Source organism: Streptomyces decoyicus, assembly GCF_019880305.1.
Classification (GTDB): domain Bacteria; phylum Actinomycetota; class Actinomycetes; order Streptomycetales; family Streptomycetaceae; genus Streptomyces; species Streptomyces decoyicus.
On sequence record NZ_CP082301.1, the window covers coordinates 3,114,934 to 3,140,758 of the forward strand.

The following is a 25,825-nucleotide window of genomic DNA, read 5'->3' on the forward strand; positions in this document are numbered from 1 at the left end:
GAGGAGTCGGGCACCCAGTGATCCGGATCGCCCCGGCCGGCCTCACCCCGCCCCACGCCCGACGTCGACCGCCCAGGTCATGCGGCCTCGCCTCCCCCAGGTCATGCGGCCTCGCCGCCTCCCCAGGTCATGCGCCCCGGGCGCCGCTCACACCAGGTCGATGAGGTCCGCGATCGAGTCCACCACGCGGGAGGGCCGGAACGGGTGGCGCTCGATCTCGTCGGGGCGGGTCAGCCCGGTCAGCACGAGGAAGGTCTCCATGCCCGCCTCCAGGCCGGCCAGTACATCGGTGTCCATCCGGTCGCCGATCATGGCGGAGGTCTCGGAGTGGGCGCCGATGACATTCAGCCCGTGCCGCATCATCAGCGGGTTGGGCTTGCCGACGAAGTACGGCTCGACGCCCGTCGCCTTGGTGATCAGCGCGGCCACCGAGCCGGTCGCGGGCAGCGCGCCCTGCGGGGAGGGGCCGGTCTCGTCGGGGTTGGTGGCGATGAACCGCGCCCCGTCGTTGATCAGCCGGATCGCCTTCGTCAGCGCCTCGAAGCTGTAGGTGCGGGTCTCGCCGAGGACGACGTAGTCCGGGGAGTGGTCGGTCAGGACGTAGCCGATGTCGTGCAGGGCGGTGGTGAGGCCCGCCTCCCCGATGACGTACGCGGTGCCGCCGGGCCGCTGGTCGTCCAGGAACTGGGCGGTGGCCAGTGCGGACGTCCAGATCGACTCCCACGGCACCTCCAGCCCGATGCGGTTCAGGCGGGCGTGCAGGTCACGCGGGGTGTAGATGGAGTTGTTGGTCAGTACGAGAAAGGGCTTGCCCGACTCGCGCAGCCGCTTGATGAAGGCGTCCGCCCCGGGGACCGGAACGCCCTCGTGCATCAGGACGCCGTCCATGTCGGTGAGCCATGACTCGATCGGCTTGCGCTCTGCCACTGCCGGACTCCTGCCTACGCGTTGACCAGGGGCGTCGGCCCGCTCCCGCACACGTCGTGGCCCATGCGGACATGGTCCACTTGCCGTACGTACGACCGACACCCCCACCCTAGGTCAGCAGGCCATACCCCTGACCCCGGCAATCACTCGTGATCTTCCGCGGCCACCGGAACCTCCGCGCCCCGGCTCTCGGCGATCCGCAGTACGTCACAGAGCGCCTCGGTGAGCCGCTCTCCCGCAACGCCTGGCGCCGGGTCTCGCGGGAGACCTCGAAGCGCTGCGCCGGCTCGCGCTCGGCGGGCAGCACTTCCCCCTCGCCCGACTCCCCCAGCAGCTCGGCGATTCCCACCTTGGCGCTGTAGTGCTTGGCAATGCGGCCGTGCTCGGGGACGCCGGACCCGCCGGACCGGAAGGGTGCGCCAGGATCCTGGCCGTACGGGAACTCCACGCCGCGATCTTCGCGTTACGGCGCGAGGCGGGGGGCGGCAGCCGAGCGCCGTGGCGCGGCGATCTGCGCCCCCGCCCCCCAGCGCCCCAGCCGCCCGGCCCTCCCGCCCGCAGCCCCCAGGCTCACGACTGCCGCGCCCCGAACAGGGGTGCCAGCACCAGTTCCGCCGCCCCGTCCGCGACCGTCCGCGCACCGCCCCGGGCGAGCGCCACCGGCACCGCGCGCCCGGCACCGGCTCTGCCGCGGGTGCCGGCCTGCTCGTCGAGCGCCTGGGCCACGCCCCCGAGGAAGGCTTGGGGATGCTCCAGGACGGTGCGCCCGCCGAGCAGCACCCGGTCGATGTCCAGCAGCTCGACGAGGTTGGCGGCGCCCACACCCAGCGCCCGCGCCGCGCCCGGCAGGTCGCCGCGCGCCACCGCGGCCAGGCACAGCGCCTCGATGCAGCCGCGCCGCCCGCAGCCGCAAATCGGCCCGTCCCACTGCACGATCTGGTGGCCGAACTCCCCGGCGCCGGTGCGCGCGCCGCGGTAGAGGCTGCCGCCCAGTACGAGCCCGGCGCCGAGTCCGGTGCCCAGATGCAGATATCCGAACGAGCCGGCGCCCGACAGTACGTCGTTGTCATGGGCCAGGCCGAGCGCCGCCGCATTGGTGTCCTTGTCGAGGACGACGGGCAGGCCGAGTCGTTCGGCGAGAGCGTCCCGCAGGGGGAAGCCGTCCCACCGGGGCGCGCCGGTGACCCGGTGCAGGACGCCGGTGGTGTGGTCCAGCGGGCCGGGGCAGGCCACCCCGGCGCCCAGGACCGGCGGCCCGCCGGCTTCCGCGCGCAGCGCAGCGACCTCCCGTTCGGCGGTGGCGAGCACCTGCCCGGCGCCCGCTTCGAAGGCGAGCGGGGCGCGGCGTACGGCGACCGCTTCCCCCGCGAGGTCGGCGAGTACGGCGGTGAGCTCATCGCGGTCCAGGTGCAGCCCGACGGCGTGCCGGGCGCCGGGGACCAGCCGCAGGACGGTGGCGGGCTTCCCGCCCGTGGAGGCACGGCGGCCCGCCTCGGCGACCATGCCGTCGGCCCGCAGCCGGGCGGTGATCTTGCTGACGGCCTGCGGGGTCAGCCCGATGCGGCCGGCGAGCTCCAGCCGGCTGACGCCCTCCTCGCCGGCCGCGCGCAGCAGCCCGAGCACCAGTGCGGCGTTGTGGCCGCGCAGCGCGGGAAGGTTGGCGCCCGGGTTGCCGGCGAAGCCGCCGTGGGCGATGTCGTTGCTGCTCACCCACCCATTGTCCGCATCGCTTGCACTTTGGCAACACCGTTGCTTAAGTGGGAGCCATGAGCGAGATGAGCGACTCCCCCGGCACCGCCGCCCCCCATGAACCGCTCCGCGTCGGCCTCCTCGGCTACGGGCTGGCGGGCTCGGTCTTCCATGCCCCGCTGATCGCGGCCACCGAAGGACTTCAGCTCGACACCGTCTCGACGGCCAACCCGGAGCGGCAGGCGCAGGCCCGCGCCGAGCACCCGGGAGTCCGTACGGTCGGCACCCCCGAGGCGGTGCTCGCGCGCGCCGCGGACCTCGATCTGATCGTGCTGGCGACGCCGAACAAGACGCATGTGCCGCTCGCCACCGCCGCGCTGGAGACCGGTCTGCCGGTGGTGGTCGACAAGCCGCTGGCCGCGACCGCCGCCGAGGCCGAGCAGCTCGCCGCGCTCGCCGAGGACCGCGGCCTGCTGCTCTCCGTCTTCCAGAACCGCCGCTGGGACAACGACTTCCGCACCGCCCGCAAGCTGATCGAGGAGGGCGCGCTCGGCGACATCTACCGCTTCGAGTCCCGCTTCGAGCGCTGGCGGCCCGAGCCCAAGGGCGGCTGGCGCGAGTCCGGCGACCCGGCGGAGATCGGCGGACTCCTCTACGACCTCGGCAGCCACCTCGTCGACCAGGCGCTGGTCCTGTTCGGCCCGGCCGTCTCCGTCTACGCCGAGTCCGAGGTCCGCCGCCCGGGAGCGGAGGCCGACGACGACTCCTTCATCGCCCTCACCCACGCCGGCGGCGTCCGCTCCCACCTGTGGATGAGCGCCACCACCGCCATGCTCGGCCCGCGCCTGCGGGTGCTGGGCAGCAGGGCGGGCTATGTGAAGCACGGTCTGGACCCGCAGGAGGCCGCGCTGCGCGAGGGCCGCCGCCCGGGCGACAAGGGCGCCGAGTGGGGCGTGGAGCCGGAGTCCGCATACGGCCGACTGGGCGCCGGGGCGTCCCCGCGGGCCGGGGGCGGCGAGCCCGTACCGACCCTGCCGGGCGACTACCCCGCGTACTACGCCGCGATCGCACGGGCGCTGCGCGAGGGCGGCCCGCCGCCGGTCACCGCCACCGAGGCCGCGGCCGCGCTGCGCGTCCTGGAGGCCGCGAAGCTCTCCGCCGCCGAAGGCCGTACGGTCCGGATCGAGGAGCGCGCATGAGCCCGGCCGGTCCGCGGGCGACGGACGAGGAGATCCGCGAACTGGCGGCGCAGGAAGACCGGTTGGTCCTCGACGCCTTCAGCAACGAGGACGCCTGGCACCTGGGCTCGCTGCTGGTGGAGCTGGCGCGCGAGCGCGGCGCCGCGGTGACGGTCGGGATCCGGCGCGGCACCCAGCAGCTGTTCCACTGCGCGCTGGCGGGCACCTCCGCCGACAACGACGCCTGGATCGCCCGCAAATGTGCCGTCGTCGAACGCTACGGCGAGTCCTCCTACCTGGTCGGCGCCCGGTTCCGCGCCAAGGGCCGCACCTTCGAGGAGTCCTCCCGGCTGGACCCGGACCGCTTTGCCGCGCACGGCGGGGCGTTCCCGGTCCGGCTGCGCGGGACGGGTGTGGTCGGCGTGGTCGCGGTGTCGGGGCTGCCCCAGGCCGACGATCACGCGCTGGTGATGGAGGGGCTGGAGCGGTTCCTGGCGGCGGGCTGAGGGGGCACGGCCCAACTGCCTGTCGTGGAGACGGCCCCACTGCCCGTCATGGGCACGGGCGGCCCAACTGCCCGTCGTGGACACGGCCCGACTGCCCGTCGTGGGCACGGACGGCCCGACTGCCCGTGCACGGCGAGAGAGAGAACCCGGGCAGGCCGGGGCCTCTCCCCGCCGCACCGCCGTGCTGCCGCACCGCCGTGCTGCCGCACCGCCGTGCTGCCGCACCGCCTTCCGCTCAGGCGTCCTTGAGTTCCTGGCGCTGGCGGCCCAGGCCGTCGATCTCCAGCTCCACCACATCACCGGCCCGCAGATACGGCTTGGGTTCCGGCCGGCCCATGGCGACGCCGGCCGGGGTGCCGGTGTTGATGACATCGCCCGGGTGGAGGGTCATGAACTGGCTGACGTAGCGGACCACTTCGGCCACCGGGAAGATCTGCTCGGCGGTCGTGCCGTCCTGCTTCAGCTCGCCGTTGACCCACAGCCGCAGGCCGAGGGCCTGCGGGTCGGGCACCTCGTCGGCGGTCACCAGCCACGGCCCCAGCGGGTTGAACGTCTCGCAGTTCTTGCCCTTGTCCCACTGGCCGCCGCGTTCGATCTGGAAGGCGCGCTCGGAGACGTCGTGCGCCACCGCATAGCCGGCCACCGCCGCCAGCGCCTGCTCGTCGCTCTCCAGATAGCGGGCCCTGCGGCCGATGACGACGGCCAGTTCGACCTCCCAGTCCGTCTTCACGCTGCCCCGCGGGACCAGCACCGTGTCGTCGGGGCCGATGACCGTGTCCGGGGCCTTCATGAAGAGGATCGGCTCCTCGGGGGTCGCGGCCCCCGTCTCCCTGGCATGGTCGTGGTAGTTCAGCCCGATGCACACGATCTTGCCGATCCGGGCCAGCGGCGGACCGGTGCGCAGCCCGGCCGCGTCGAGCCGTGGCAGGTCACCGGACGCGGCCGCGGTACGGATCCGGGCCAGCGCCCCGTCCTCCGCGAGCAGCGCTCCGTCGATGTCCGGCACCAGGCCGGACAGGTCCCGCAGGACCCCGTTCCCGTCGAGCAGCGCCGGGCGTTCCGCCCCCACAGTTCCGACACGCAGCAGCTTCATCGATTGCACTCCCGTGGTCGAAGGGTCGGCCCTGGAAAGGGATTTCCGGGCCGGCCGATGGGGGACGGCCATCGAGCGATTTGGCTGATCGTCCAAGAACGGGGTCCAGTCTGCAAGACCCCGTTCAAGGACTGGACCGTTACTGAGCGGTAGTAACGATCTCCCCGGGAGCCCCGCCCCCTTGCGGCTTCGCCCCGTCGGCCGGGCGGGCGGTGGCCCGGGAGTTGGCCCGCGCCCGGGCCGCCCGCTGCCGTGCCGCGCGGCTCTTCGGCGCACCCTTACGGCCCGCACGCTGCGGCGCCGGGCCCTGCCGCGGATCGCCGGCGCCCGACGCACCGTCAGCCGGTACGGGCGCCTGCGCACCGGACGGCGCCGTCCGGGCCACGCCCGCCTCCGCCGTCTTCCCGGCGCGGGCCGGCGCCCCCTTGGCAGGGGCCGCAGCCCGCTTCCCCTTGCCGCCTGCCGGCTTCCCCTTGGCGGGGGCCGCCGCGGAGGCTGCCGCGGGGGCCGCCTCCCGGTCGCCGCTCCCCCGGTCCCGGTGCAGCAGCGCCCGCTCGCACGCCGTCCAGGCCGTCGTCGTGACCATGTAGAGCCCGGCGGCCAGCGGCACCACGGCCACCGTGATCAGTGTGCCGAAGGACAGCAGCGGCATCACCTTGGCCATGGAGGCCATGCCGGGCACCGCGGCACTGCCGCCCGCGGCCGGCTGCGGGGTCTTGGCCATCGTGGCCCGGGCCCGCCGGAAGTTCCAGGTGGCGACCACCGCGATCACCACGAACAGCGCGAGATAGACCAGCCCGTGCGGCCCGAAGACCCCGCCGTCCGCCAGCGCCTCGCTCCAGTGACCGCCGAGCGGCGCGCCCAGCAGCGTGTGGTCCAGGAGACCGCCGCCCCCGGTGGAGAACAGGTGGTACATCACGAAGAAGACGGGCAGCTGGAGCAGGGTCGGCAGACAGCCGGCCAGGGGCGAGGACCCGGTCTCGGCGTACAGCTCGGACATCGCCTTCTGGAGCCGCTCGGGGTTGCCCTTGTGCTTGCGCTGGAGTTCGGCGAGCTGCGGGGCGAGCGCCGAGCGGGCCTTCTCGCCACGGGCCGCGGCGCGGGCGAGCGGGTGCAGCGCGGCGCGGACGCCGAGGGTGCACAGGACGATGGTGGCGGCCATGGCCGCGGGGCCGAAGAGCGGGGCGAGCGCCTCGGCGCCGTGCGCCAGCGCGTCGCCGAGAAAGCCGAACATGGACATGGGTGAGCCCTCCACGGGTCTCGTCGTGCCGGGATGTGGATTCGGCGTGACGAGCCGCGCGGACGCGCATTGCGGTGCGGTGCGGTGACCTGACCGTGCGCCTACGCGGCCGTCGGAAGGGGACGGCCCGGTGCTCGGGGGCGCGGCCGGCCGGCCGCGTCGGGATCACGTTGGGGCAGGAATGCCGTACGCCGCTCGCGGTCGCGCAGGGCCGTACGGATCCGGCCCGGTGGTACGGGCCGGGCGCAGGCCGCGATCAGGAAGGCGCGGCACAGGAGCAGCAGCGCGCCGGTGGTCGCGGCGGCGGTCAGGGCCGTGGTGAGGCCGGTCTGCGTGAGCAGGAAGCCGGCCAGGACGAAGAAGAGCGCTGAGGTGTACAGGCGCCAGGAATCGACGATGCGGTACATCCAGCGCCCTCCTCAGGTTGTCCGGTCGTCAAGACTTATCGGCTTCCGCTCAAGAGTAGCCACACATCTGGGCAGCCGGGAGACCGGCCGATAACTTGCCCCCCTGCCGTCGGGACGGACGGCGGAGCAGGGGGACCAAGGGGGAACACCTAGGAGGTGCTGTGCGCGACATCAGCGTTCCGGCCCTGGCGGCGCCACTGCGGACCGGCGGTCTCGCCGACTCCGTGTTCGACACCGCCACGCACCAGCCGGACTTCGCTCAGCTCGCCCGCCGTGACGGCAGAGCGTCCGGCGGCTGGCAGGAGGTGTCCGCGGCGGAATTCCGGGACGAAGTCATGGCCCTGGCCAGGGGGCTGCTGGCGGACGGGGTCCGGCCCGGCACCCGGGTCGCGGTGATGTCCCGGACGCGTTACGAGTGGACGTTGTTCACCTATGCGCTGTGGGCGGTGGGCGCGCAGCTGGTACCGGTCTATCCGACCGCATCGGCCGAACAGCTGCGCTGCATCCTCGTCGGGGCGAAGGTCACCGCGATCGTCGTCGAGAACGAGGCGCAGGCCATGACCGTGGCCGAGGCCTGCAACGAGCGGGCCACGCTGCGCCGGCTCTGGCAGCTGGACCTGGACTGCGTCCGGCGGCTGACGGAGGAGGGCACCCGGCTGCCCGAGGCGGATGTGCACCGGATGCGACACCTGGTCTCCCCGGACAGTGTCGCGGCGATCGTGTACACGTCGGGGACCACCGGGAGGCCGCGCGGCTGTGTGATCACCCACGCCAATCTCGCCGCCCAGTGCGACACCCTCTACGCGGGCTGGGGCGGACTGCTGGCCCCGCCCGGCGAGCGGCCGTCGCTGCTGGCGTTTCTGCCTTTCGCCCACATCTACGGGCTGATGGTGCAGGTGGCGTGTCTGCGCGGCGGGGTGAAGCTCGCCCATCAGCCGGATGTGACGTCGGAGGAGCTGTTGCCGGCCCTCGCCTCGTTCCGTCCGACGTTCCTGTTCGCGGTGCCGTACGTCTTCGAGAAGATCTGCGCCCGTGCCCGGCTCGCGGCGGAAGCGGCGGGCCGGCAGCGGACGTTCGACGCGGCGATGACGGTGGCGGTGCGCTACGCGGAGGCGCTCGCGGAGGAGGCGCGGGGCACCGGGCGCGGTCCCGACCCGTTCCTGCGGGCCCGGCACGCACTCTACGACCGGCTGGTGTACTCCCGTATCCGGGAGACGCTGGGCGGCCGGGTGCGCACCGCGGTCTCCGGCGGTTCGCCGCTCTTCCGTGAGCTGGGGCTGCTCTTCGCCGGGATCGGTATCACCGTCTACGACGGCTACGGCCTGACGGAGACCAGCGGCGCGATCACCGTACAGCCGCCCGGCAGGGTGCGGTTCGGGACGGTGGGCCTGCCGCTGCCGGGCAGCGCGGTGCATCTGGCGCTGGACGGTGAGGTGTGGGTGCGCGGTGCGGTGGTGTTCGCCGGCTACCTGGAGGAGGGCGGCTCACCGGGCAGCGGGCTGTACGACGGCTGGCTGCCGACCGGCGACCTGGGGCATCTGGACGACGACGGCTATCTCGTCATCACCGGCCGCAAGAAGGACGTCATCATCACCAGCAACGGCAAGAGCGTGGCCCCGCAGGGGCTGGAGCAGCGCCTGCGCGCCCATCCGCTGGTCTCGCAGTGTGTGGTGGTCGGCGACAACCGGCCGTACGTCACCGCGCTGATCACGCTGGACCCGGAGGCGCTGGCGCACTGGCGCAGGCTGCGTGACGAGCCCGGCGCGGACAGCACGGCACCGTCGCCGGAGGAGCAGTTGCAGGCGGAGGTACGACGGGCGGTGGCGCGGGCGAACGCGTCGGTGTCGCGGGCCGAGTCGATCCGCGCCTTCCGGGTGCTGCCGGGCGAGTTCAGCCAGGAGTCGGGGCTGGTGACACCGTCGCTGAAGCTGCGGCGCGCGGCGATCGTGCGGACGTACGCGGCGGAGATCGACGCCCTGTACGCGGAGGGCAAGCACGAGGAGCCCGGAACGCGGCGGGACCGTCGCAGATGGGCGACGGCAGGGCTGTACGCGCGCTGAGCGCCGTGGGTTGGACGGGCCCGGCCGGGCATACGGCATCCGGCGCACGTCACCCGCATCCCGGCCGGGCCCGCCCGCGCACCGTAGCAGTGCCGCGGCGGGCCCGGCCGTTATTTGTCCAGGGGTGAGGAGACCGGCCCGCGGGCCCGGTACGGCACTTAGCGTCCGGTGGGATTCCAGTAGTGACGAACCGGGAGGCCGTGTGCGGTCCATCCTCAGCAATTCCGCAACATCCGGGCGGACCATCGCCACGGGACTGGTGGTAGCTGCGCTCGTGGCCACGCTCGCGGCGCTGCTGCTGCCCGTCCAGCTCTTCGGCGAGTCCGCAGCCGCGGCGACCACCACCCTCACGTACGACGACGACGGCGGGGGCACGGTCGACACCCGCTACGGTCCGCTCACCGCGATGGACCGGGACTTCGTACGCAAGGTCAAGCTGGCCGGGCTGTGGGAGCTGCCCTCGGGCCGGATGGCGCAGCAGCGCGGGACGACTGCCGCCGTGCGCACGGCCGGCAACCATCTCGTGGCGGGACACACCGAGTTGGACCGGCGGTCGAACGAGGCCGGGCGGGCGCTGGGCGTCGACCTGCCCACTGAGCCCAACGCCGCCCAGCAGGGCTGGCTCGGGCAGCTCAACGCCGCCCAGGGCAAGGAGTTCGAGGCGCTGTTCGCGGAGCTGCTGCGCCGGGCCCACGGCAAGGTCTTCGGGCTGGTGGCCCTGGTCCGTGACCAGACCACGAACACGATGGTGCGCGCTCTGGCCGACCGCGCCAACGATGTCGTGCTGGACCACATCACGTTCCTGGAGAAGACCGGCCAGGTCGACTTCAACACCCTGCACTCCAGCTGACCTGGTGCAGGCACCCCGTTGGGAGGCGCCCATCACGACCCTCTGTGAACCGAAGCAGGACGACACCCCTCACATCGGACGAAGCGAAGTGATCTCATGAGGCAACGGCAACAGGCCCATAAACGCTCGCGTTTGACGAACAGAATGCTCATCGGCGGCACCGCCCTGCTGCTGGGCGGCGGCGGACTGGCCGCCTACGCCACCACGGCGCTGGCCGGCAACAACACACCGGGCACGATGTCCGGCCACCAGCAGCACACCGCGTCCGCCATCACCATCTCCTGCCCCGATGTGGGGGAACGGCTGCGCACCGTTCCGCGCAGTGCACAGCTCTCGGTCTCCAAGGGGCTGTCCTCGCTCGACAAGCAGGTGCACGACGCCTACCACAAGATGATGGGCGGCAGCGGCGCCGACGTGCTGAACCCGCTCAAGGCGCAGCGGCAGAAGACCATCAAGATGATGGTCACCGCGATAGCCAAGAACACCAAGCGGCCCAGCTACCTGCTGAAGATGAGCGGCTGTACCACCAAGCCGGTGGACGAGGGCGCCGGCGCGGGCGGCAGTGACTCCACCAAGTCCGTGCAGGACGGCTGGTACCAGGGGCAGAACCAGACCCAGGGCGCGGATCAGAACCAGGACCAGAACCAGAACCAGGACCAGCAGGGGCAGGACCAGCAGGGCCAGGACCAGCAGGGTCAGCAGGGTCAGGACGGCGGCCAGCAGGGCCAGGTCGGCGGTCCCTCCCCCGACGACTTCGTCGACATCAACAACGTCCAGCCGAACGCGGACGCCCCGCCGTTCGCCGCCCCCCAGGGAGGCAACGCCTCGACGGGCACCTTCACCACCGAGTGCGGCCGCAATGAGGACGGCCACTTCAACTCCGACAACGTCATCGTGACGCCGGGGGTCAGCAACGGCGCCCACCACACCCACGACTACGTCGGCAACAAGGCCACCGACGCCTTCTCCGACGACAACAAGCTCGCCGCCTCCGACACCACCTGCGACAACGGCGACCAGTCGACCCACTACTGGCCCGTGCTGCGCAAGCTGGACGGGAACGCGGAGCAGAAGCCGGGAGCCGCGCAGGACGCCAACGTCGGCACGACGCTGACCCCGGCCACGGTGACCCTGACGTTCCGCGGCAGCCAGGTCGGCCAGGTCGAGGCGATGCCGCGCTTCATGAAGATCATCACCGGCGACGCCAAAGCCTTCACCAACGGCACCAAGAACGCCAACGCCTCCTGGAGCTGCACCGGCTTCGAGGACCGGCAGCTGAAGGACAAGTACCCGCTGTGCCCGCAGGGCTCGCAGGTCGTGCGGACCTTCGCCTTCCAGAACTGCTGGAACGGCCAGGACATCGACAGCGGCAACCACCGTGACCACGTGACGTTCTCGGACCAGAACGGCGCCTGCCCCCAAGGCTTCAAGGCGATCCCGCAGCTCGTCCAGCGGATCACCTACGACGTCCCGCAGGGCCAGAGCTTCGCGGTGGACAGCTTCCCCGAACAGCTGCACAAACCGGTGACCGACCACGGTGACTTCATCAACGTGATGCCGGACCAGCTGATGAGCAAGGCCGTCGACTGCATCAACGGCGGCCGTAACTGCACCTGAGGGTCCCGCCCGTGAGCCCCTTGGAGGAGGTATCCCCCAAGGGGCTCACGGGCGCCCTGGGGGAGGTGTCCCCTGGGGGCGCCCACGAGCTACCTCGGAGAGGCGCCCTCTGAGGGACTCAGGGGCTTCCCCGGAGAGGTATCCCCTGAGGGAGCGCCCCCGGAGCGGTGCCCCCTGAGAGACTCACGGCCCCCTGGGCATCACAAAGCGGCGGCCCCGACCCGGATTCCCGGGGGTCGGGGCCGCCGCTCTGCACCTGGAGGCTGTCGCGGTACCGGAGGGCTCTCGCCGTACCGGCCGGCCGTCAGCTCAACGGGCTCGGTGGGTCAACCGTGCCTCAAAGACCGTTGACGCGGGCCTCCCGGGCAACGCCCAGCGGGCGTATGGACGAGGCGACGGCCCGCGCCCGGCGGCCGGCCCGTGCGCGGTAGCTGCGGACGTGCGCCATCAGACGGCGGCTGCGCAGCGCCATCTCCAGCTCGAAGCGGGTACGCGGATCACGCAGCACCGGACCGAAGAGCTTCTCGATCTGGCGCAGGCGGTAGCGCACCGTCTGCGGGTGCACATGCAACAGCTTGGCCGCCTCCGGTGCTCCGCCGCCCTCCAGCCACGCCAGCAGCGTGACTTCGAGCCGCTCGCTCTGCCGGGGCGTCAGCTCCTCCAGCGGGCCCAGCCAGCGGGACGTCAGCGCGTCCGCCAGCGACTCGTCCTGGAGCAGCAGCAGCGCCGAGAGGTGGTCGTCGACGAACGCGGGCCGTGACTCGGGGCCGACCCGGCCCGGAGCCAGCGTCAGCAGATAGCGGGCCCAACGCAGCGACGACGCGGTGTCGGTGGCCGGAACGACGTGACCGACCGCGGCCGGCCTGCCCTTGAGCGCCGCCTCCAGGCGGGCCCGGGTCTGGGTGGCCGGGTCGGGGACGAACAGACAGGTGTACCCGTCGACGGAGCCGATGAGGGCATGCCCGAGCGCCGCGGCGAGTTGGGCGGCTTCTGCGGGAGTGGCGAGGACAACGGCCTGGAGGGTCTCGGGGACCGGCCAGCCCGCAGCGCGGGACAGGTCGGCCAAGCCCTCCTCCGGCAGCTCCCGTTGTCCGGCGAGCACATCGAACAGGTCCTGGCGGGCCCGGGCCACCGGCATCGGAGTCACAACGGAGGGTACTGCCCGAGGTTTACTCTCCGACTCTTTTTGGTACCCAAGAACTGTCAGCAAGGCCTGTTCAAGTGCCCATTGTGCCTCTTCTACGGGAGTATCCCCGAGAAGTGCGGACAATGCGGGAAATCCGCGTTGCAACTCCGCGACCAACTTGTCGGCGAGATCCGGAAGTTCATTTCTGACTACCCGGTTCCACTCGCCTCGTGGACGCGACCAGATGCGGTTCAGGAGATCACACATCGCTACCTCGATCCTGGCGGGGATGCGGCTGTTACTGGGGATTGGCGCCCCCCGTGCGCCTGAGTCGGCATCATCCGGAGTCACCCCGCGGGACCGCGATGCCAGTGCAGGAATTTGTCACAGCGCGATAAACCTTACGAAAGCCTGAACGCGTTCGGAGATGCTTTTACACATCCGGATTACGGCCCTGCGTATCCGACCGGTTACAGAATGTTTAGTGTTACCGGGGGTCACCCGAACAAAAGCCCCGGGCAAATTACGCCCCCGGGAGATTTCATCGAAATTCGCATCCCGCACCCGCGCCCTGACACCGGGAGGTCCGATGTCCGCACCGCGTATGCAGAGCCGACGCGCCGCACACCGAGCCCGGCCTTCGCCTTTCGTGCCTCGCCCCCGGCGCCCCCCGAACGAACCCGGGCCGTCGGCCCGCCGACCGGCCGGCGGCTTCGCCGGAACTGCCGTGCTCCGCCCGGCGCTTCCGGCCGCACTGCTGCTCTTCCTCGCCGTCATGCTGCGCTCCGGCGCGATGGACGGCCTGCTGAACTTCCTCGACTTCGGCGCCGGGGTACTCGCGTTGGTCTCCCTGTCGGTCACCGTGCTGTGGGGCCTGGCCGCCACCGACCGGATGGTGCTGAAGTCCGGCCACCGGCTGCTCGCCCAGGCCGTGCACCGCGGCACCGGCGTCGCGGGCCTCGGCTTCCTCGGACTGCACATCTGGGTCAAAGTCACCGAGGGCCACACCGATGCGGCGGCCGCCGCGGTGCCCTTCACCGACGGCGCCCGCCCCGGCCTCATCGGCCTCGGCACCCTCGCCGCCTACGTGTTCATCGCCGTCGCGGTGACCGGCGCGGTGCGCGGCGCCTTCACCGGCATCACCGCCTCCCGGTGGTGGCGGGGGCTGCACATGAGCGCGTACGCCGCCTGGGGGATGGCCCTGGTGCACGGCCTCAGGGCGGGCCGCCCCGCGGCCGGCTATGCCCTCGTCGGCTACGCCATCTGCCTTGTCGCGGTGGCCGTACGACTCGCGCTGCGGATGCGCGACTCACGCAGGAACACAGGAGAACTCCCATGACCGCCCCCGCCCCGACCCGCCCGCTCCCGGCCGTCCCCGGCCCGGAGCCCGTACCGACGCTGGCGTCCTTCGGCCCGCCCCGGTTGCTGGCCGGCCTCGACGAGATGCCGCGCATGGACCGGGTGGCGCATCTGGCCCGGCACGGCAGCCTGCCGCAGCTCAACTCCACGGAGCTGGTGGCGCTGGCCGAGGACATCGATCTGCGCGGCCGGGGAGGTGCGGGCTTCCCCTTCGCCCGCAAGCTGACCGCCGTCATGGACGGGATGCGCAAGGCAGACGGCAAGGGCGCGGTGGTCGTCAACGGCAGCGAGGGCGAGCCCAGCTGCCTCAAGGACACCGCGATGCTGCTGCACGCACCGCACCTGGTGATCGACGGCGCCCTGCTGGCCGCCGACGCCCTGGGCGCCCACGAGGTCGCCATCGGGGTGACCCGTATGGACGTCCTGAGCTCCGTGCAGCGCGCGATCGACGAACGCGGCCCGGTGCGGCCGACGTTACGGGTCAGCCTGCTGACCGAACGCTTCGTCACCGGCGAGGGCTCCGCGATGACGAACGGGCTGAGCGGCGGCCCCGGCCTCCCCTCGGGCCGCAAGATCCGCTCCAGCGAGCGCGGCCTGAACGGTGTACCGACCCTGCTGTCGAACACCGAGACCTACGCCCAGCTCGCCGTGGCCGCCCGGCTCGGTGCGCTCGGCTACCGCACCGTCGGCCTGCCGACGGAGCCCGGCACGCTGCTGCTGACCGTCGCCGGCAGCATGGTCGTGGAGGTCCCCTACGGGGTTTCGCTGGCCCGGGTCCTGGCGCTGTGCGGCATGGACCAGGGTCAGGGCGTGCTGATCGGCGGCTACCACGGCACCTTCGTCTCCCCGACCGACGCACTGACCGCGAAGCTGTCGAAGGAGTCGCTGGCGGAGTACAAGGCGGTGCTCGGTGCCGGTGCGGTGCTGCCGCTGCCGTACGACACCTGCCCCGCGGGCGAGACGGTACGCGTCGCACAGTGGATGGGCGCCGAATCGGCCGGCCAGTGCGGCCCCTGCGTGCTGGGGCTGCCCGCGCTCGCCGAGCAGCTCGACCGCGCCGTACGGGGCGGCGGTGCCGGCGCCCTGGAAGCCGTACAGGCGCGGATGCGGGCCGTCGAGAAGCGCGGCGCGTGCAGCCATCCGGACGGCACCTCGCGCTTCGTCGCCTCGGCCCTCGGCGCCTTTCCCGAGGAGTTCGAGCGGCATGCGCAGGGGTTCGGATGCGGCCGCCCGGTGACCGGTGCGCTGCCGGTCACCGGGAGCCGGCCGCTGTCGTCCACCGTTCCCCAGCCGGCGTCCGCCCCCTCCCGGGCGGCCGCGCCGCCGCAGGAGAGACTGCTGGTCGACTGGACGCTGTGCCGCGGCCACGGCCTGTGCGCGGATGTGGTGCCCGGCATCATCAAGCTGGGCCCGGACGGCTATCCGGAGAAGGCCAGCATGCCGCTGCCGGCCCGGATGCGGCGTCGTGCACAGCTCGCGGTGCGCCGCTGCCCGGCGCTCGCGCTGCGGGTACAGGGCGGCAACTGAGGTGCCGGGCAGGGTTTTTGCCCACGGAGAAAATTCTTCGGCTCCGTTGAACGCCCGGCACCCCGTAGCCCGTATTCCCCCGGCGACGGCACCCCGCCGGGGCCCCGGGCCACCACGGCACCCGGGCCACCTTCTCAGCCACCACCTCAGCAAGCGACGCAATCACCACCCGACAGAGGAGACATCATGATCACTCGACGTCGTGCGGGTCTCGCGGCCACGGCGGTCGCCACCCTGGCCCTGACCGCCGCCTGCGGCAGCAGCGGCAACCAGAGCGCCGGCACCCCCACCACCGACAACGTCCAGCCCGCAGGACAGGGCACCAGCGACTACGGCTACGGCTCCTCCGGCGGCGGCCAGGCGGGCGGCGACACCGCCAACACCGGTGGCAAGGCCCCGCAGGCGGCGCCCAGCGCCGGCACGCTGGCCCTGCACCAGGACGCCACGCTCGGCCCGGTCGTCACCGACTCCAAGGGCATGACCCTCTACCGCTTCGACAAGGACACCCCGGACCCGTCGAAGTCCAACTGCTCCGGCTCCTGCGCCACCACCTGGCCGGTGGTCCCCGCCGACGGCGCCAGCGCCCCGGCCGGTATCGACAAGAGCAAGCTCGGCTCGGTCACCCGCGCCGACGGCACCAAGCAGCTCACCATCGGCGGCTGGCCCGCCTACCGCTTCGCCAAGGACACCAAGCCCGGCGACACCAAGGGCCAGGGCGTGGGCGGCACATGGAACGCGCTGGCCGCCGACGGCAAGAAGGCCGGCGCCCAGAAGCCCGGCGACGTCTCGGTGTTCGACCACCCCCAGCTCGGCTCCATCCTCGTCGACGGCAAGGGCCGCACCCTCTACCGCTTCAACAAGGACAGCGCCTGGCCGATGAAGTTCGGCTGCAACGACGCCTGCCTGGACACCTGGAAGCCCGCCAAGCCTGCCGACCGCTCCAAGCTCAACGGCATCGCCCCCAAGCTCATCAGCACCGTCACCCGCCCCGACGGCACCCGTCAGCTGGCCGTCGACTGCTGGCCGGTCTACTGGTTCACCGGCGACGAGCAGCCCGGTGACATCAACGGCCAGGGCAAGATGGGCCTGTGGTTCGCGGTCTCCAAGGAGGGCAAGAAGATCACGACGACACCGGAGGGCTGACCGCTCCGCCCTGCGGCAACGCGCCGTCCCGGGGGAACTCGTCCTCCAGCGCCAGCACCTCGGCGTCCGGCCTCTCGTCCGTATCGCGCGGCCCCAGCCAGGTGACCAGGAGCGCCACCGCCACATTCACGGCGAGAGCGACGATCCCCGCGTTCATCCCCCAGACCGGGTCGTGTCCCCCGAAGACCAGGACACAGACGAGAGCGAAGCCCGCCACCAGGCCGCTCACCACGGCGCCTCGCGTCAGCCGCCGCCACACCAGCCCCAGCAGCAGCATCGGCACGAGCTGCGCCATGCCCTCGTACGAAATCAAGGACAGCCGGACGAGGGTGTCGGGGGCGGTGTAGGTCAGCAGCAGCGCCAGCGCGCCGGCCACCACCACGACCAGCTGTGACCACAGCTTCTGCCGCCCGCCCGACGCCCCCGGGCGTCCTTCCCCGGAAGCCTCCCCGGCTGCCCCGCCGCCCGTACGCGACAGCGCACCCAGCACGCTCCTCCCCCACATCGTGCCGATGACCAGCATGAATACGGCCATCGGCACGATGGAGGAGAGGGCGGCGGCCGCCCCGATCAGCCCCACGGCCCAGGCCGGAAGGGAGTCCACCACCAGCTTGAACAGCGCGAGATTGGAGTCCGCGCCCACCAGCCCGGGCACCACGAACAGCGCCGCCATCCCCAGCAGCATCGGCACGAACAACAGCACGTTGTAGAAGGGCAGGTACATCGCGTTGCGGCGCAGCGCATCGGCGTTGCGGGCACCCAGATAGCCCGCCACGGTCGTCGGGAAGATGACCACCGTGAGGGAGTTGACCACGGTGGTGGTGACGAACCAGACCGATCCCAGTCCGCCCGACGCATGGCCCGGGAAGGTCAGCCACTGCGGCTTCTCGGCGACGATCCGGTCCAGGAAGGGGCCGTAGCCGTCGAAGTAGTGCAGCGGCACATAGACCGCGAGGAAGCCGAGGGTGCCGATGACGAGGATGTCCTTGAGCACCGACACCCAGGCGCTGCCGCGCAGTCCGCTGACCACGACGAAGCCGGTGGTGACGGCGAAGGCGAGGAAATAGGCCCAGTTGAGGCTGATCGCTCCGTAGGAAATGGTGGACACGACCACGCCCATGCCGGTGATCTGGAGCTGGATGTACGGCAGCAGGCAGACGGTGGCCAGCAGGGCGACGGCGGCGCCGAGCCAGGGCGACCGGTAGCGGTGCGCGATCATGTCGGTGATGCCGACCAGGCCGTGCCGGCGGGCGTAGGCCCACAGCATCGGCCCGACGACGTACCCGAGCGCATAGCCGCAGGACATATAGGCCAGGACGTAGAGCACGGGGGCACCGGAGTTGTAGCCCCAGCCGGCCGCGCCGAGGTAGCTGAAGCTCGTATAGCTCTCCCCGGCCATCAGCACCCAGATGAAGACGGTCCCCAGGCTCCGGCCGCCCACCGACCACTCCGTCAGCCCCCCGCCGGAGCCGCGGCCGCGCACCGCGAGCAGGCCGAGGACGACGGTGAGCAGCATGAAGCCGCCGAACACGGCGGTGGCCACCGTGGCGTTCATACCCGGCCCCGCTTTATGTCGCCGCGTCGCGCCAGCCACACCGACAGCGGTGTCGCCAGCGTCGCCACCAGCATCCAGAAGAACAGGAACGGCAGACCGAGCATGGTCGGTGTCACCCGGTTCACCAGCGGCAGCACCGCGAGGAACAGCACATACGGCAGCAGCAGCCACAGCAGCGCGGGGCGCTTTCTCGAACCCGGGGGCCGCCCGGCGCGGGACTCGTTTCGCACGGGGCGAGAGCCTAGGCGACGCGCCGCCGCCCTCACCGTGACTGTGTCGACCGCAACACTCCCCAGACCACCAGCCGGTAGGTGGAGGTGTAGGCGGGCGTACAGGTCGTCAGGGTGAGATAGGCGCCGGGCGCCGTGAAGCGGTAGGAGGGGTGCACGCTGCTGTATGGGACCGTGGCGAGGACCGTGCCGTCGGCCGGTGTGGTCCGCGCCAGGGTGCGCCGGACGGCATAGGTGTAGCGGGCCTCGGCCGTGTCGAGGAGGACGGTGTCGCCGGTGCGCAGCCGGTCGAGGTGGCGGAACGGCTCGCCATGGGTGTTGCGGTGCCCGGCCAGCGCGACGTTGCCGGCCTCGCCGGGCTGCGCGCTGTGCGGATAGTGGCCGACATAGCCCTTGTTGAGGACCGCGGTCTTGCCGACGCCCTGGGCGACGGGCGCGGTGAGGCCGATCCGGGGAATGCGCAGGACGGCGTAGGCGGGGTTCCGGCCGGGCGGCGGGGGCCGGCCGGCGGTGCGGTGGGCGGGCCTGCCGGACGGCGGGGCGCTCTCCGGCGTCCGCGCCGCTGCCCCGTCGTCACCGCCCGCCGGGGGCGCGGCGGGTGACGGCGGCCCGGCGTCCCACTGCCGCTCCAGCCGCGCCACCTGGTCGTGTGCCGCGTGCTGCGCCTGACGGTTGGTCCACCACAGCTGGTGGACCACGAGCAGCAGGAGGACGACGCCGAGCGTCACGGCCAGCTCCGCACCCGTCCACAGCGCCCGCGCGGCACGGGAGCGACGGGTGCGCCGCCCCTGTACGACTACCGGTATCCGCTCCCGCACGCGGGCACCGTAAGCCCTGCGGGCACAAGCCACCAGAGGCGGCGCACGGTCCGGCCGGGGACGGGGGTCAGCCGCCGAAGGCCTGCGAGACGGCGTAGATGGCGAGCCCGGCCAGTGCGCCGACGACGGTGCCGTTGATGCGGATGAACTGAAGGTCACGGCCGATGTGTGCCTCGATCTTCTTCGATGTGTGCTCCGCGTCCCAGCCGGCGACGGTGTCGGTGATCAGGGACGTGATCTCGCTCTGATAGGTCGTCACCACATAGACGGCCGCGCCCTCCAGCCAGCCGTCCACCTTGTTCTGGAGCCGCTCCTCGGCGGCCAGCCGCCGGCCGAGGGACAGCAGCCCCGCCCGCACCCGCAGCCGCAGTTCGCTGCGCTCGTCCTCGGCGGCGGCGACGATCATCGCGCGCACCGAGCCCCAGGCCGAGGCGATCAGGTCCTGCACCTCGCCGCGTCCCAGCACCTCGGACTTCAGCCGCTCGACCTTGGCCCGGGTCTCCGCGTCGGACTGAAGATCACCCGCGAAGTCCCGCAGGAAACGGTCGATCGCGCCGCGCGCCGGATGCTCGGGCATGTCCCGCATCTCGGTGACGAAGCGCATCAGCTCCTTGTAGACCCGGTCGCCCACCCTGCGGTCGACGAACCGCGGGGTCCATCCGGGCGCACCGCCGGAGACCGCGCTCATGACGGAGTCGCCGTGCTCGACCAGCCAGTCGTGGGCGCGGGAGATGACCAGATCCACCACCCGCTTGTGGCCGCCCTCGGCGACGATCTTCTCCAGCATCGTGCCGATACCGGGCGCGATCTCCTGGGCGTTGGCGCGGCGGGTGATCGCCTCGCCGACCACCGCCTGCACATCGGAGTCGCGCAGCACGGTCAGCGCGCCGCGCAGCGCGGTGGAGAGCTCGGCGGTGACCCGGTCGGCGTTCCTCGGTTCGGCGAGCCAGCCGCCGACCCGGCGGCCGATGCCGACGGAGCGCAGCCGGTGGCGGACGACCTCACCGGAGAGGAAGTTCTCCCCGACGAAATCACCCAGACTCTGACCCAGTTGGTCCTTTTTGGTGGGGATGATGGCGGTATGCGGGATGGGCAGCCCCATCGGCCGCTTGAACAGCGCGGTGACCGCGAACCAGTCGGCCAGCGCACCGACCATCCCGGCCTCCGCGGCCGCCGCGACGAACCCGGTCCAGCCGCCCGCCCCGGAGGCCCCGGCCCACTTCGCCAGGACGTAGACCAGCGCGACGGCCAGCAGCAGACCGGTGGCGAGTGTCTTCATCCGGCGTACGGCGCGCCGGCGCTCCTCGTCGGCGGCGCCGTAGGAGAAACCGCCGGCCGCCGCGGGCCGGCCCGCCGACGCCACGTCCGGCGCCCGCACCCGTTCCGCTCTCGGCGCCGTATCCGCTTTTGTGCGTTCCATCCGCTCCACCGCTCCCACCGTGCCCCCCGCCATCCATCCGGACCGTCCTGCTCCGCACACCGGCCGACGGTCCGGTCGTAGTCCCACTGTGACCTACTCCTGGAACGAACCACGAGTTCCCCGCGTCCATGCCATGGAGGACCGACGGGGCGCCCTGCGGCACACCTGAGGTCCGTGGGATCATGAGGGACCGATCGGACCGCAACGGTGCCGCTGATCATCCGCTGCCCTTGCCCGCCCGGAGCGCGCCGCTCCGCTTTACCCAGGAGACCCCTCCCGCATGAAGAAAAGTGTGGGTTACTCCCTGCTCGCCGGTCTGGCGGCAGTGGTGGTGCTGATCTCGACCGCGATATTCGTGGGCTTCGGCGGCGATGACGACGGGCTGGGCAGCTCCTCGCACAAGCCGCGCGACCCGGCGGCGCCGGCGGTCTCCGGACAGTGGGTCGGCACGTGGTCGGCGGCCGCGGCGGCGGCCGAGCCCGGCACCCTCAACGGCTACGCGGGGATGTCGATACGCAACGTCGTGCACACCAGCGTCGGCGGCTCCGGTGTCCGCATCCAGCTCTCCAACCTCTACGGCACCCGCCCGCTGGTGGTCAGCCATGCCACCCTGGCGCTGGCCGCGGCCCCCAGCAACCCCACGGCCGCGAGCGGCACCATGCGGCGGCTGTCCTTCGGCAGCAAGCCGGCGGTGACCATCCCGGCGGGCGGCGCGGTCACCAGCGACCCGACCCGGTTGAAGGTGCCGGGCGACGCGGACCTGCTGGTCACGACGTACTCCCCGTCCCCCTCGGGGCCCGCCACCTATCACCCGTACGCCCGGCAGACCTCCTACCTGGCGCGCGGCGACCGCGCCGAGGACGCCACCGGAGCGGCCTACACCGAGCAGAGCCCGTACTGGCGCTATCTGACCGGTGTGGACGTGTGGAGCACCCAGGCCCGCGGCTCGGTCGTCGCGATCGGCGACTCGATCACCGACGGCATCACCTCCACCGCCGGCGCCAACCACCGCTGGACGGACTTCCTCGCGGCGCGGCTGCGCACCGAGCCCGGCGCGCCCCGCTACGGCGTCCTCAACCAGGGCATCAGCGGGAACCGTCTGCTGGTCAACGGCTCCAAGTTCTCCCCGAACAACGGGCCCAGCGTGCTCTCCCGCCTGGAACGCGACGCGCTGTCGCGTACCGGGGTGAAGGCGGTGATCGTCGAGATCGGGCTGAACGACCTGTTCAAGACGCCGCGCCAGCTCGACCCGCAGAAGGTCGCCGAGGGCATGCGGCAGGTCGTCCGGGAGGCGCACGCGCGCGGGCTGCGCGTCACCGGCAGCACCCTTACGCCGTTCGGGGGGCACCGCGGTTACTCCGACCTGCTGAATTCGGTGCGCGAACGGGTCAACCGCATCATCCGCTCCGGCACCGTCTACGACGAGGTCGTGGACTTCGACAAGGCGCTGCGCGACCCGTCGGCACCGGTGCGGCTGCGGCCCTCCTACGACTCCGGTGACCATCTCCACCCGAGCGACGAGGGCTTCCGGGCGATGGCCGACGCGGTGAACCTCGCCCACCTCAAGCTGGCCGCGCCCGCCTCGCTGTAACGCGAACGGAGCAGACGCCGCCTCAGTCCAACTCCTTGCGGGGGTTGTCCGCCAGGCGGCGCCGCTCCTCCTTCAGACGGCGCTTCTCGGCCCTGAGCAGCTTGCGTTCGACGCCGACGCCGCCCATCAGCGCCAGCCCCCTGACGATCACCCGGGGCGCGCCGGGGTCACCCGGCACCCCGTCCTCACCCGCGTCGAAACCGCCCATGATGCCCAGTCCGCGCACATCGACCTCGACGCCCGGCGGCACCACGATGTTCACCCCGCCCATGACCGCCCAGCAGGTGATGACGACTTCGGGCCCGGCGAAGTCCGCCTCGCGCAGATCGATCTCCCCGCCGCCCATGAGGCAGGCGGCCGTGAACCGGCGCCCGATCGTCCACCGGCCCTTGCGCTGGAAGCCGCCCAGGAGGGCGATACCGACCGCGGAACCTTCCGTGCCGCTGACGATCCGCTCCGACCACGGCGTCGGCGCCCCGCTCTCCTTGCGCAACGACAGCGGCGCCGGGCCCGCCGCGGCCACCGGCAGATCGGCGGTGAGCGGCTCCAACTCCCCGTAGGTGCGGGCCTTGTACGCCGCGTCGAGCCGCTCGTCGAACTCCTCCATCGCCAGCCGCCCTTCCGCGACGGCGTCCCGCAGGATCTCGGCGACCCGCTCACGGTCGGCGTCGGAGGCGCGCAATTCAGGGAGGTCTTCAGTCATACGGACACATTAGAGCGCCGAGCCCCCGTTGCTCCCGCGCTGCCCGGCATCCGCCCGTATCCCGCCGCCCGCGTACAGCTCGGCGATCAAGGTCTCGATGTCCGGCTCCCGCACCGACAGATCCACCAGCGGATAGCGCGCGGCGACCGCCGCGACCAGCGGCGCCGCGCTCTGCGACGCCGGGAACGCCAGCCACTGCCGGGGCCCGTCCACCTTGACCGTACGGGCGCCCGGTACGCCCTCGATCGGCGGCAGTTCCCGCTCCAGGTCCACCACGAGCGTCCGCTCCCCGTCACCGGCCGCCCGCAGCCCGTCGAGGCCGCCGTCGTAGACCAGACGGCCGTGGTCGATGACCATCACCCGGCGGCACAACTGCTCGATGTCGGTGAGGTCGTGGGTGGTCAGCAGGACCGTGGTGCCCCGCTCGGCGTTCACCTCGCGCAGGAACCCGCGCACCTTCGCCTTGCTGATCACATCGAGGCCGATGGTCGGCTCGTCGAGGTACAGCACCTCGGGGTCGTGCAGCAGCGCCGCCGCGATATCGCCGCGCATCCGCTGCCCCAGCGACAGCTGCCGCACCGGCACGGCCAGCAGCGGGCCCAGGTCCAGCAGCTCGACACAGCGCTCCAGGTTGGCGCGGTAGACGGCGTCCGGAACCCGGTACATCCGGCGCACCAGCTCGTAGGAGTCCTTCAGCGGCAGGTCCCACCACAGGGTGGTGCGCTGCCCGAAGACCACCCCGATCCGGCGGGCGAGGCGGGTGCGCTCGCGCGCCGGGTCGATACCGGCGATCCGCAGCCGGCCGCCGCTGGGCACCAGAATGCCCGTCAGCATCTTGATGGTGGTGGACTTCCCGGCGCCGTTCGGGCCGATGTAGCCGACCATCTCACCGCGCGGCACCCGGAAGGAGATGCCGTCCACCGCCCGGACCTCCTGCCGCACCCGCCGCAGCCGGCCCGCCTTGCGCCGCACCGAGAAGACCTTCTCGACGCCGTCCACCTCGATCAGCTGCTGTGCCCCGGCGGTATCGCTCACCACGTGCCCTCCTCCGTCGTCCCGTTCGTGTGCGTGCGCCCGCCCGTACTTGACGCGCCGTCAGCTTCCGGTGCTGCGGTACGCCCGGAGCCCCAGCCGCCACGCCAGCCCCGCCCCCGCACACATCAGCGCCGCCACCACGGGTCCCATGAAGTCCACCCAGCCCGGCAGCCCCAGCGGATCGGGATGGCCCAGCAGCCGCAGCGCGGGCAGCCAGTTCACAAAGGCCAGCGGGACGAGGAAGGTGACACCGCGCACCAGCTCCCTGGCGAACACCGTCGGCGGGTACTGGAGCATCGCGTTGCCGCCGTAGGTGAAGGAGTTCTGCACCTCGGCCGCGTCCTGCGCCCAGAACTGGAAGGCGGCGCCCGCCGTGAAGACCGCCGCGAAAATCGCCGCTCCGCACACCACCATCAGCGGCACCATCAGCACCCGGCCCACCGTCCAGTCCACCGGGAGAAGGGGCAGCGACCAGCCGAGCACCAGCACCGCCTGCGTGATCCGGCCCAGCCTGCGCAGCGCGAAGCGGTCCGCCGCGATCTGCGCGAAGACCGGCACGGGGCGCAGCAGCAGGGTGTCGAGGGTGCCGTCCCGCACCCGCCGGCCCAGCCCCTCGACGCTGCCCAGCAGCAGATCCGCCAGCCCCAGCGAGACCCCGGACGTCCCGTACAGAAAGGCCACTTCGGGCAGCGAGAAGCCGCCGAGGGCATCGATCCGCGAGAACATCAGCATGATCGCGACGAAGTCCAGTCCGTTGGCCGCGAAGTTGCCGACCGCCATCATCACGAACGAGGTCCGGTAGGCGAGGGCCGAGCGCACCCACATCCGTACGATCAGCCCGTACGCGAAGAGCCCCTGGCCGACCCGGCCCCTCCCGCCGCCGGCCCACTCCCCCGGCCCGGCGCCAGGGCGTTGCGCCCTAGCCACCGTGCACCACCACCTTGCGGGTCGCCGCCGACTGCACCAGCCTTCCCAGCGCCAGCAGCGCCACACCCCACGCGGCCTGGAACACCAGGCCCCGCCACAGCGCGCCCCCGCTGCGCGCGCCCACCAGCACATCGGCCGGCACCTGGAGGACCGCCGCCCACGGCAGCACCTGGGCCACCTCGCCCAGGGCGCCGGGGAAGACCCGCAGCGGCAGCACCATCCCCGAGAAGAACATGCAGGCCAGGCCGCTGATCAGGGCCAGCCCCGCACCGTCGAGGAGCCAGAACGAGGCCAGCGCGACGAGATAACGCAGCGCGAAACTGACCAGCACCCCGAACAGCACCGACAGCAGAAAGCAGCCCCAGGTCAGCGGATCGCCGGGCAGCGCGAGCGGAAAGGCCAGGGCGCCCACCGCCATCGGCACCACCCCGCGGCCGATCAGCTGAAGCCCGGCCCGCCCCAGATCCGCGGCCAGCCACCACAGCTGGAGATCCGCGGGCCGGTACAGGTCCACCGCGATGTCGCCGGTGCGGATCCGCTCCTGGAGCTCGTCCAGGCCGCCGCCGCCCATCAGCGCCGCGGTGGCCAGCAGCGCCTGCGCCGTCCACACGAAGGCCAGCGCCTGCGCCTGGTCGTAACCGCCCAGATGCGGCCGCTCGTCCCACAGTGCGATATAGGTGTAGGCGACGATGAAGCCGAAGACGGTGTTGGTGAACACGCCGGCCACGGTGGCGATCCGATAGGTGGCGTACCGCCGGAAGCTGCCGGCCGCCACCGCGACGTACCACACGACCCGTTCCCCCAGCCCCGTTGTCGTCGGACGG

Annotated in this window: 23 protein-coding genes and 1 pseudogene; 9 read left to right on the forward strand and 15 right to left on the reverse strand. The window is 72.2% G+C overall.

Annotation, left to right across the window (positions count from 1 at the left end):
- Nucleotides 1-147: 147 nt before the first annotated feature.
- The 3 genes and pseudogenes from K7C20_RS13595 to K7C20_RS13605 all read right to left on the reverse strand — a co-directional run bounded on the left by K7C20_RS13595 (nt 148) and on the right by K7C20_RS13605 (nt 2,637).
- On the reverse strand, nt 148-927 hold the full coding sequence (locus K7C20_RS13595; RefSeq protein ID WP_030077287.1) for an HAD-IIA family hydrolase: 780 nt from the start codon (nt 925-927) through the stop codon (nt 148-150).
- A 232-nt stretch (nt 928-1,159) separates the two neighbouring features.
- A pseudogene (locus K7C20_RS13600) lies at nt 1,160-1,375 on the reverse strand (GntR family transcriptional regulator); the annotation flags it as partial.
- A gap of 122 nt (nt 1,376-1,497) precedes the next feature.
- Nucleotides 1,498-2,637 (reverse strand): ROK family transcriptional regulator, encoded by a 1,140-nt coding sequence (locus tag K7C20_RS13605; RefSeq protein WP_078953656.1) that lies wholly within the window; start codon nt 2,635-2,637, stop codon nt 1,498-1,500.
- 65 nt (nt 2,638-2,702) lie between these two features.
- On the opposite strand from K7C20_RS13605, the gene K7C20_RS13610 reads away from it, so the two are divergent.
- Together K7C20_RS13610 and K7C20_RS13615 are read left to right on the forward strand one after the other, a co-directional pair.
- Nucleotides 2,703-3,815 (forward strand): Gfo/Idh/MocA family oxidoreductase, encoded by a 1,113-nt coding sequence (locus tag K7C20_RS13610; RefSeq protein WP_107083547.1) that lies wholly within the window; start codon nt 2,703-2,705, stop codon nt 3,813-3,815.
- A complete protein-coding gene (locus tag K7C20_RS13615; RefSeq protein WP_030077297.1) occupies nt 3,812-4,300 on the forward strand; it encodes a heme-degrading domain-containing protein in 489 nt (162 codons plus the stop codon). The genes K7C20_RS13610 and K7C20_RS13615 overlap by 4 nt, the downstream gene beginning before the upstream one ends.
- A 235-nt stretch (nt 4,301-4,535) precedes the next feature.
- Here the strand turns inward: K7C20_RS13615 and K7C20_RS13620 are convergent, their stop codons facing one another.
- The 3 genes from K7C20_RS13620 to K7C20_RS13630 form a co-directional block, all read right to left on the reverse strand.
- On the reverse strand, nt 4,536-5,393 hold the full coding sequence (locus K7C20_RS13620) for a fumarylacetoacetate hydrolase family protein (protein ID WP_053210551.1): 858 nt from the start codon (nt 5,391-5,393) through the stop codon (nt 4,536-4,538).
- Nucleotides 5,394-5,532: 139 nt separating this feature from the next.
- Nucleotides 5,533-6,633: a YidC/Oxa1 family membrane protein insertase gene (locus K7C20_RS39270; RefSeq protein WP_053210550.1), complete on the reverse strand. Its 1,101-nt coding sequence runs from the start codon at nt 6,631-6,633 to the stop codon at nt 5,533-5,535.
- A gap of 101 nt (nt 6,634-6,734) precedes the next feature.
- Complete coding sequence (locus tag K7C20_RS13630; RefSeq protein WP_030077311.1) at nt 6,735-7,040, reverse strand: DUF6412 domain-containing protein; 306 nt, start codon at nt 7,038-7,040, stop codon at nt 6,735-6,737.
- A 161-nt stretch (nt 7,041-7,201) separates the two neighbouring features.
- Here K7C20_RS13630 and K7C20_RS13635 point away from each other — a divergent pair, with 161 nt between their 5' ends.
- The 3 genes from K7C20_RS13635 (at nt 7,202) to K7C20_RS13645 (ending at nt 11,567) form a co-directional block, all read left to right on the forward strand.
- Nucleotides 7,202-9,100: an AMP-dependent synthetase/ligase gene (locus K7C20_RS13635; protein ID WP_030077313.1), complete on the forward strand. Its 1,899-nt coding sequence runs from the start codon at nt 7,202-7,204 to the stop codon at nt 9,098-9,100.
- A 202-nt stretch (nt 9,101-9,302) separates the two neighbouring features.
- The gene (locus tag K7C20_RS13640; protein ID WP_030077316.1) at nt 9,303-9,950 is read left to right on the forward strand and encodes a DUF4142 domain-containing protein; all 648 of its coding nucleotides are present in this window, start codon (nt 9,303-9,305) and stop codon (nt 9,948-9,950) included.
- 144 nt (nt 9,951-10,094) lie between these two features.
- Entirely contained in the window at nt 10,095-11,567 is a 1,473-nt protein-coding gene (locus K7C20_RS13645; protein WP_030077318.1) for a DUF1996 domain-containing protein, read from the forward strand.
- Nucleotides 11,568-11,904: 337 nt separating this feature from the next.
- Here K7C20_RS13645 and K7C20_RS13650 read toward each other — a convergent pair whose 3' ends face one another.
- Nucleotides 11,905-12,705, reverse strand: coding sequence for a PucR family transcriptional regulator (locus K7C20_RS13650; protein ID WP_078953657.1), 801 nt, complete (start codon nt 12,703-12,705; stop codon nt 11,905-11,907).
- A 715-nt stretch (nt 12,706-13,420) separates the two neighbouring features.
- On the opposite strand from K7C20_RS13650, the gene K7C20_RS13655 reads away from it, so the two are divergent.
- From K7C20_RS13655 to K7C20_RS13665, 3 genes are all read left to right on the forward strand, one after another.
- Nucleotides 13,421-14,032, forward strand: a complete 612-nt coding sequence (locus K7C20_RS13655; RefSeq protein ID WP_053210549.1) for a hypothetical protein — start codon at nt 13,421-13,423, stop codon at nt 14,030-14,032.
- Nucleotides 14,029-15,579, forward strand: a complete 1,551-nt coding sequence (locus K7C20_RS13660; protein ID WP_030077326.1) for an NADH-quinone oxidoreductase subunit NuoF family protein — start codon at nt 14,029-14,031, stop codon at nt 15,577-15,579. Before K7C20_RS13655 ends, K7C20_RS13660 begins: the two co-directional genes overlap by 4 nt.
- Before the next feature lie 186 nt (nt 15,580-15,765).
- Complete coding sequence (locus K7C20_RS13665) at nt 15,766-16,722, forward strand: SCO0930 family lipoprotein (RefSeq protein WP_053210548.1); 957 nt, start codon at nt 15,766-15,768, stop codon at nt 16,720-16,722.
- Here K7C20_RS13665 and K7C20_RS13670 read toward each other — a convergent pair.
- The 4 genes from K7C20_RS13670 to K7C20_RS13685 form a co-directional block, all read right to left on the reverse strand.
- Nucleotides 16,700-18,277 (reverse strand): sodium:solute symporter family protein, encoded by a 1,578-nt coding sequence (locus tag K7C20_RS13670; protein WP_030077330.1) that lies wholly within the window; start codon nt 18,275-18,277, stop codon nt 16,700-16,702. The two genes, K7C20_RS13665 and K7C20_RS13670, sit on opposite strands and share 23 nt — an antisense overlap.
- Complete coding sequence (locus K7C20_RS13675) at nt 18,274-18,507, reverse strand: DUF3311 domain-containing protein (RefSeq protein ID WP_048828905.1); 234 nt, start codon at nt 18,505-18,507, stop codon at nt 18,274-18,276. Before K7C20_RS13675 ends, K7C20_RS13670 begins: the two co-directional genes overlap by 4 nt.
- 32 nt (nt 18,508-18,539) lie before the next feature.
- Complete coding sequence (locus tag K7C20_RS13680; RefSeq protein ID WP_150127352.1) at nt 18,540-19,325, reverse strand: class E sortase; 786 nt, start codon at nt 19,323-19,325, stop codon at nt 18,540-18,542.
- Nucleotides 19,326-19,392: 67 nt separating this feature from the next.
- Nucleotides 19,393-20,745: a DUF445 domain-containing protein gene (locus K7C20_RS13685; protein WP_053210554.1), complete on the reverse strand. Its 1,353-nt coding sequence runs from the start codon at nt 20,743-20,745 to the stop codon at nt 19,393-19,395.
- Nucleotides 20,746-21,025: 280 nt separating this feature from the next.
- Between K7C20_RS13685 and K7C20_RS13690 the strand changes: the two genes are divergently transcribed.
- Nucleotides 21,026-22,336: an SGNH/GDSL hydrolase family protein gene (locus K7C20_RS13690; RefSeq protein ID WP_030077336.1), complete on the forward strand. Its 1,311-nt coding sequence runs from the start codon at nt 21,026-21,028 to the stop codon at nt 22,334-22,336.
- A 22-nt stretch (nt 22,337-22,358) separates the two neighbouring features.
- Here K7C20_RS13690 and K7C20_RS13695 read toward each other — a convergent pair whose 3' ends face one another.
- The 4 genes from K7C20_RS13695 to K7C20_RS13710 form a co-directional block, all read right to left on the reverse strand.
- Entirely contained in the window at nt 22,359-23,039 is a 681-nt protein-coding gene (locus K7C20_RS13695; protein ID WP_053210546.1) for a DUF1707 SHOCT-like domain-containing protein, read from the reverse strand.
- 9 nt (nt 23,040-23,048) lie between these two features.
- Nucleotides 23,049-24,074 (reverse strand): ABC transporter ATP-binding protein, encoded by a 1,026-nt coding sequence (locus K7C20_RS13700; RefSeq protein ID WP_107083548.1) that lies wholly within the window; start codon nt 24,072-24,074, stop codon nt 23,049-23,051.
- 60 nt (nt 24,075-24,134) lie between these two features.
- Entirely contained in the window at nt 24,135-24,899 is a 765-nt protein-coding gene (locus K7C20_RS13705; protein WP_048828907.1) for an ABC transporter permease, read from the reverse strand.
- A 94-nt stretch (nt 24,900-24,993) separates the two neighbouring features.
- Entirely contained in the window at nt 24,994-25,791 is a 798-nt protein-coding gene (locus tag K7C20_RS13710; protein ID WP_030986935.1) for an ABC transporter permease, read from the reverse strand.
- Between the last annotated feature and the right edge of the window lie 34 nt (nt 25,792-25,825).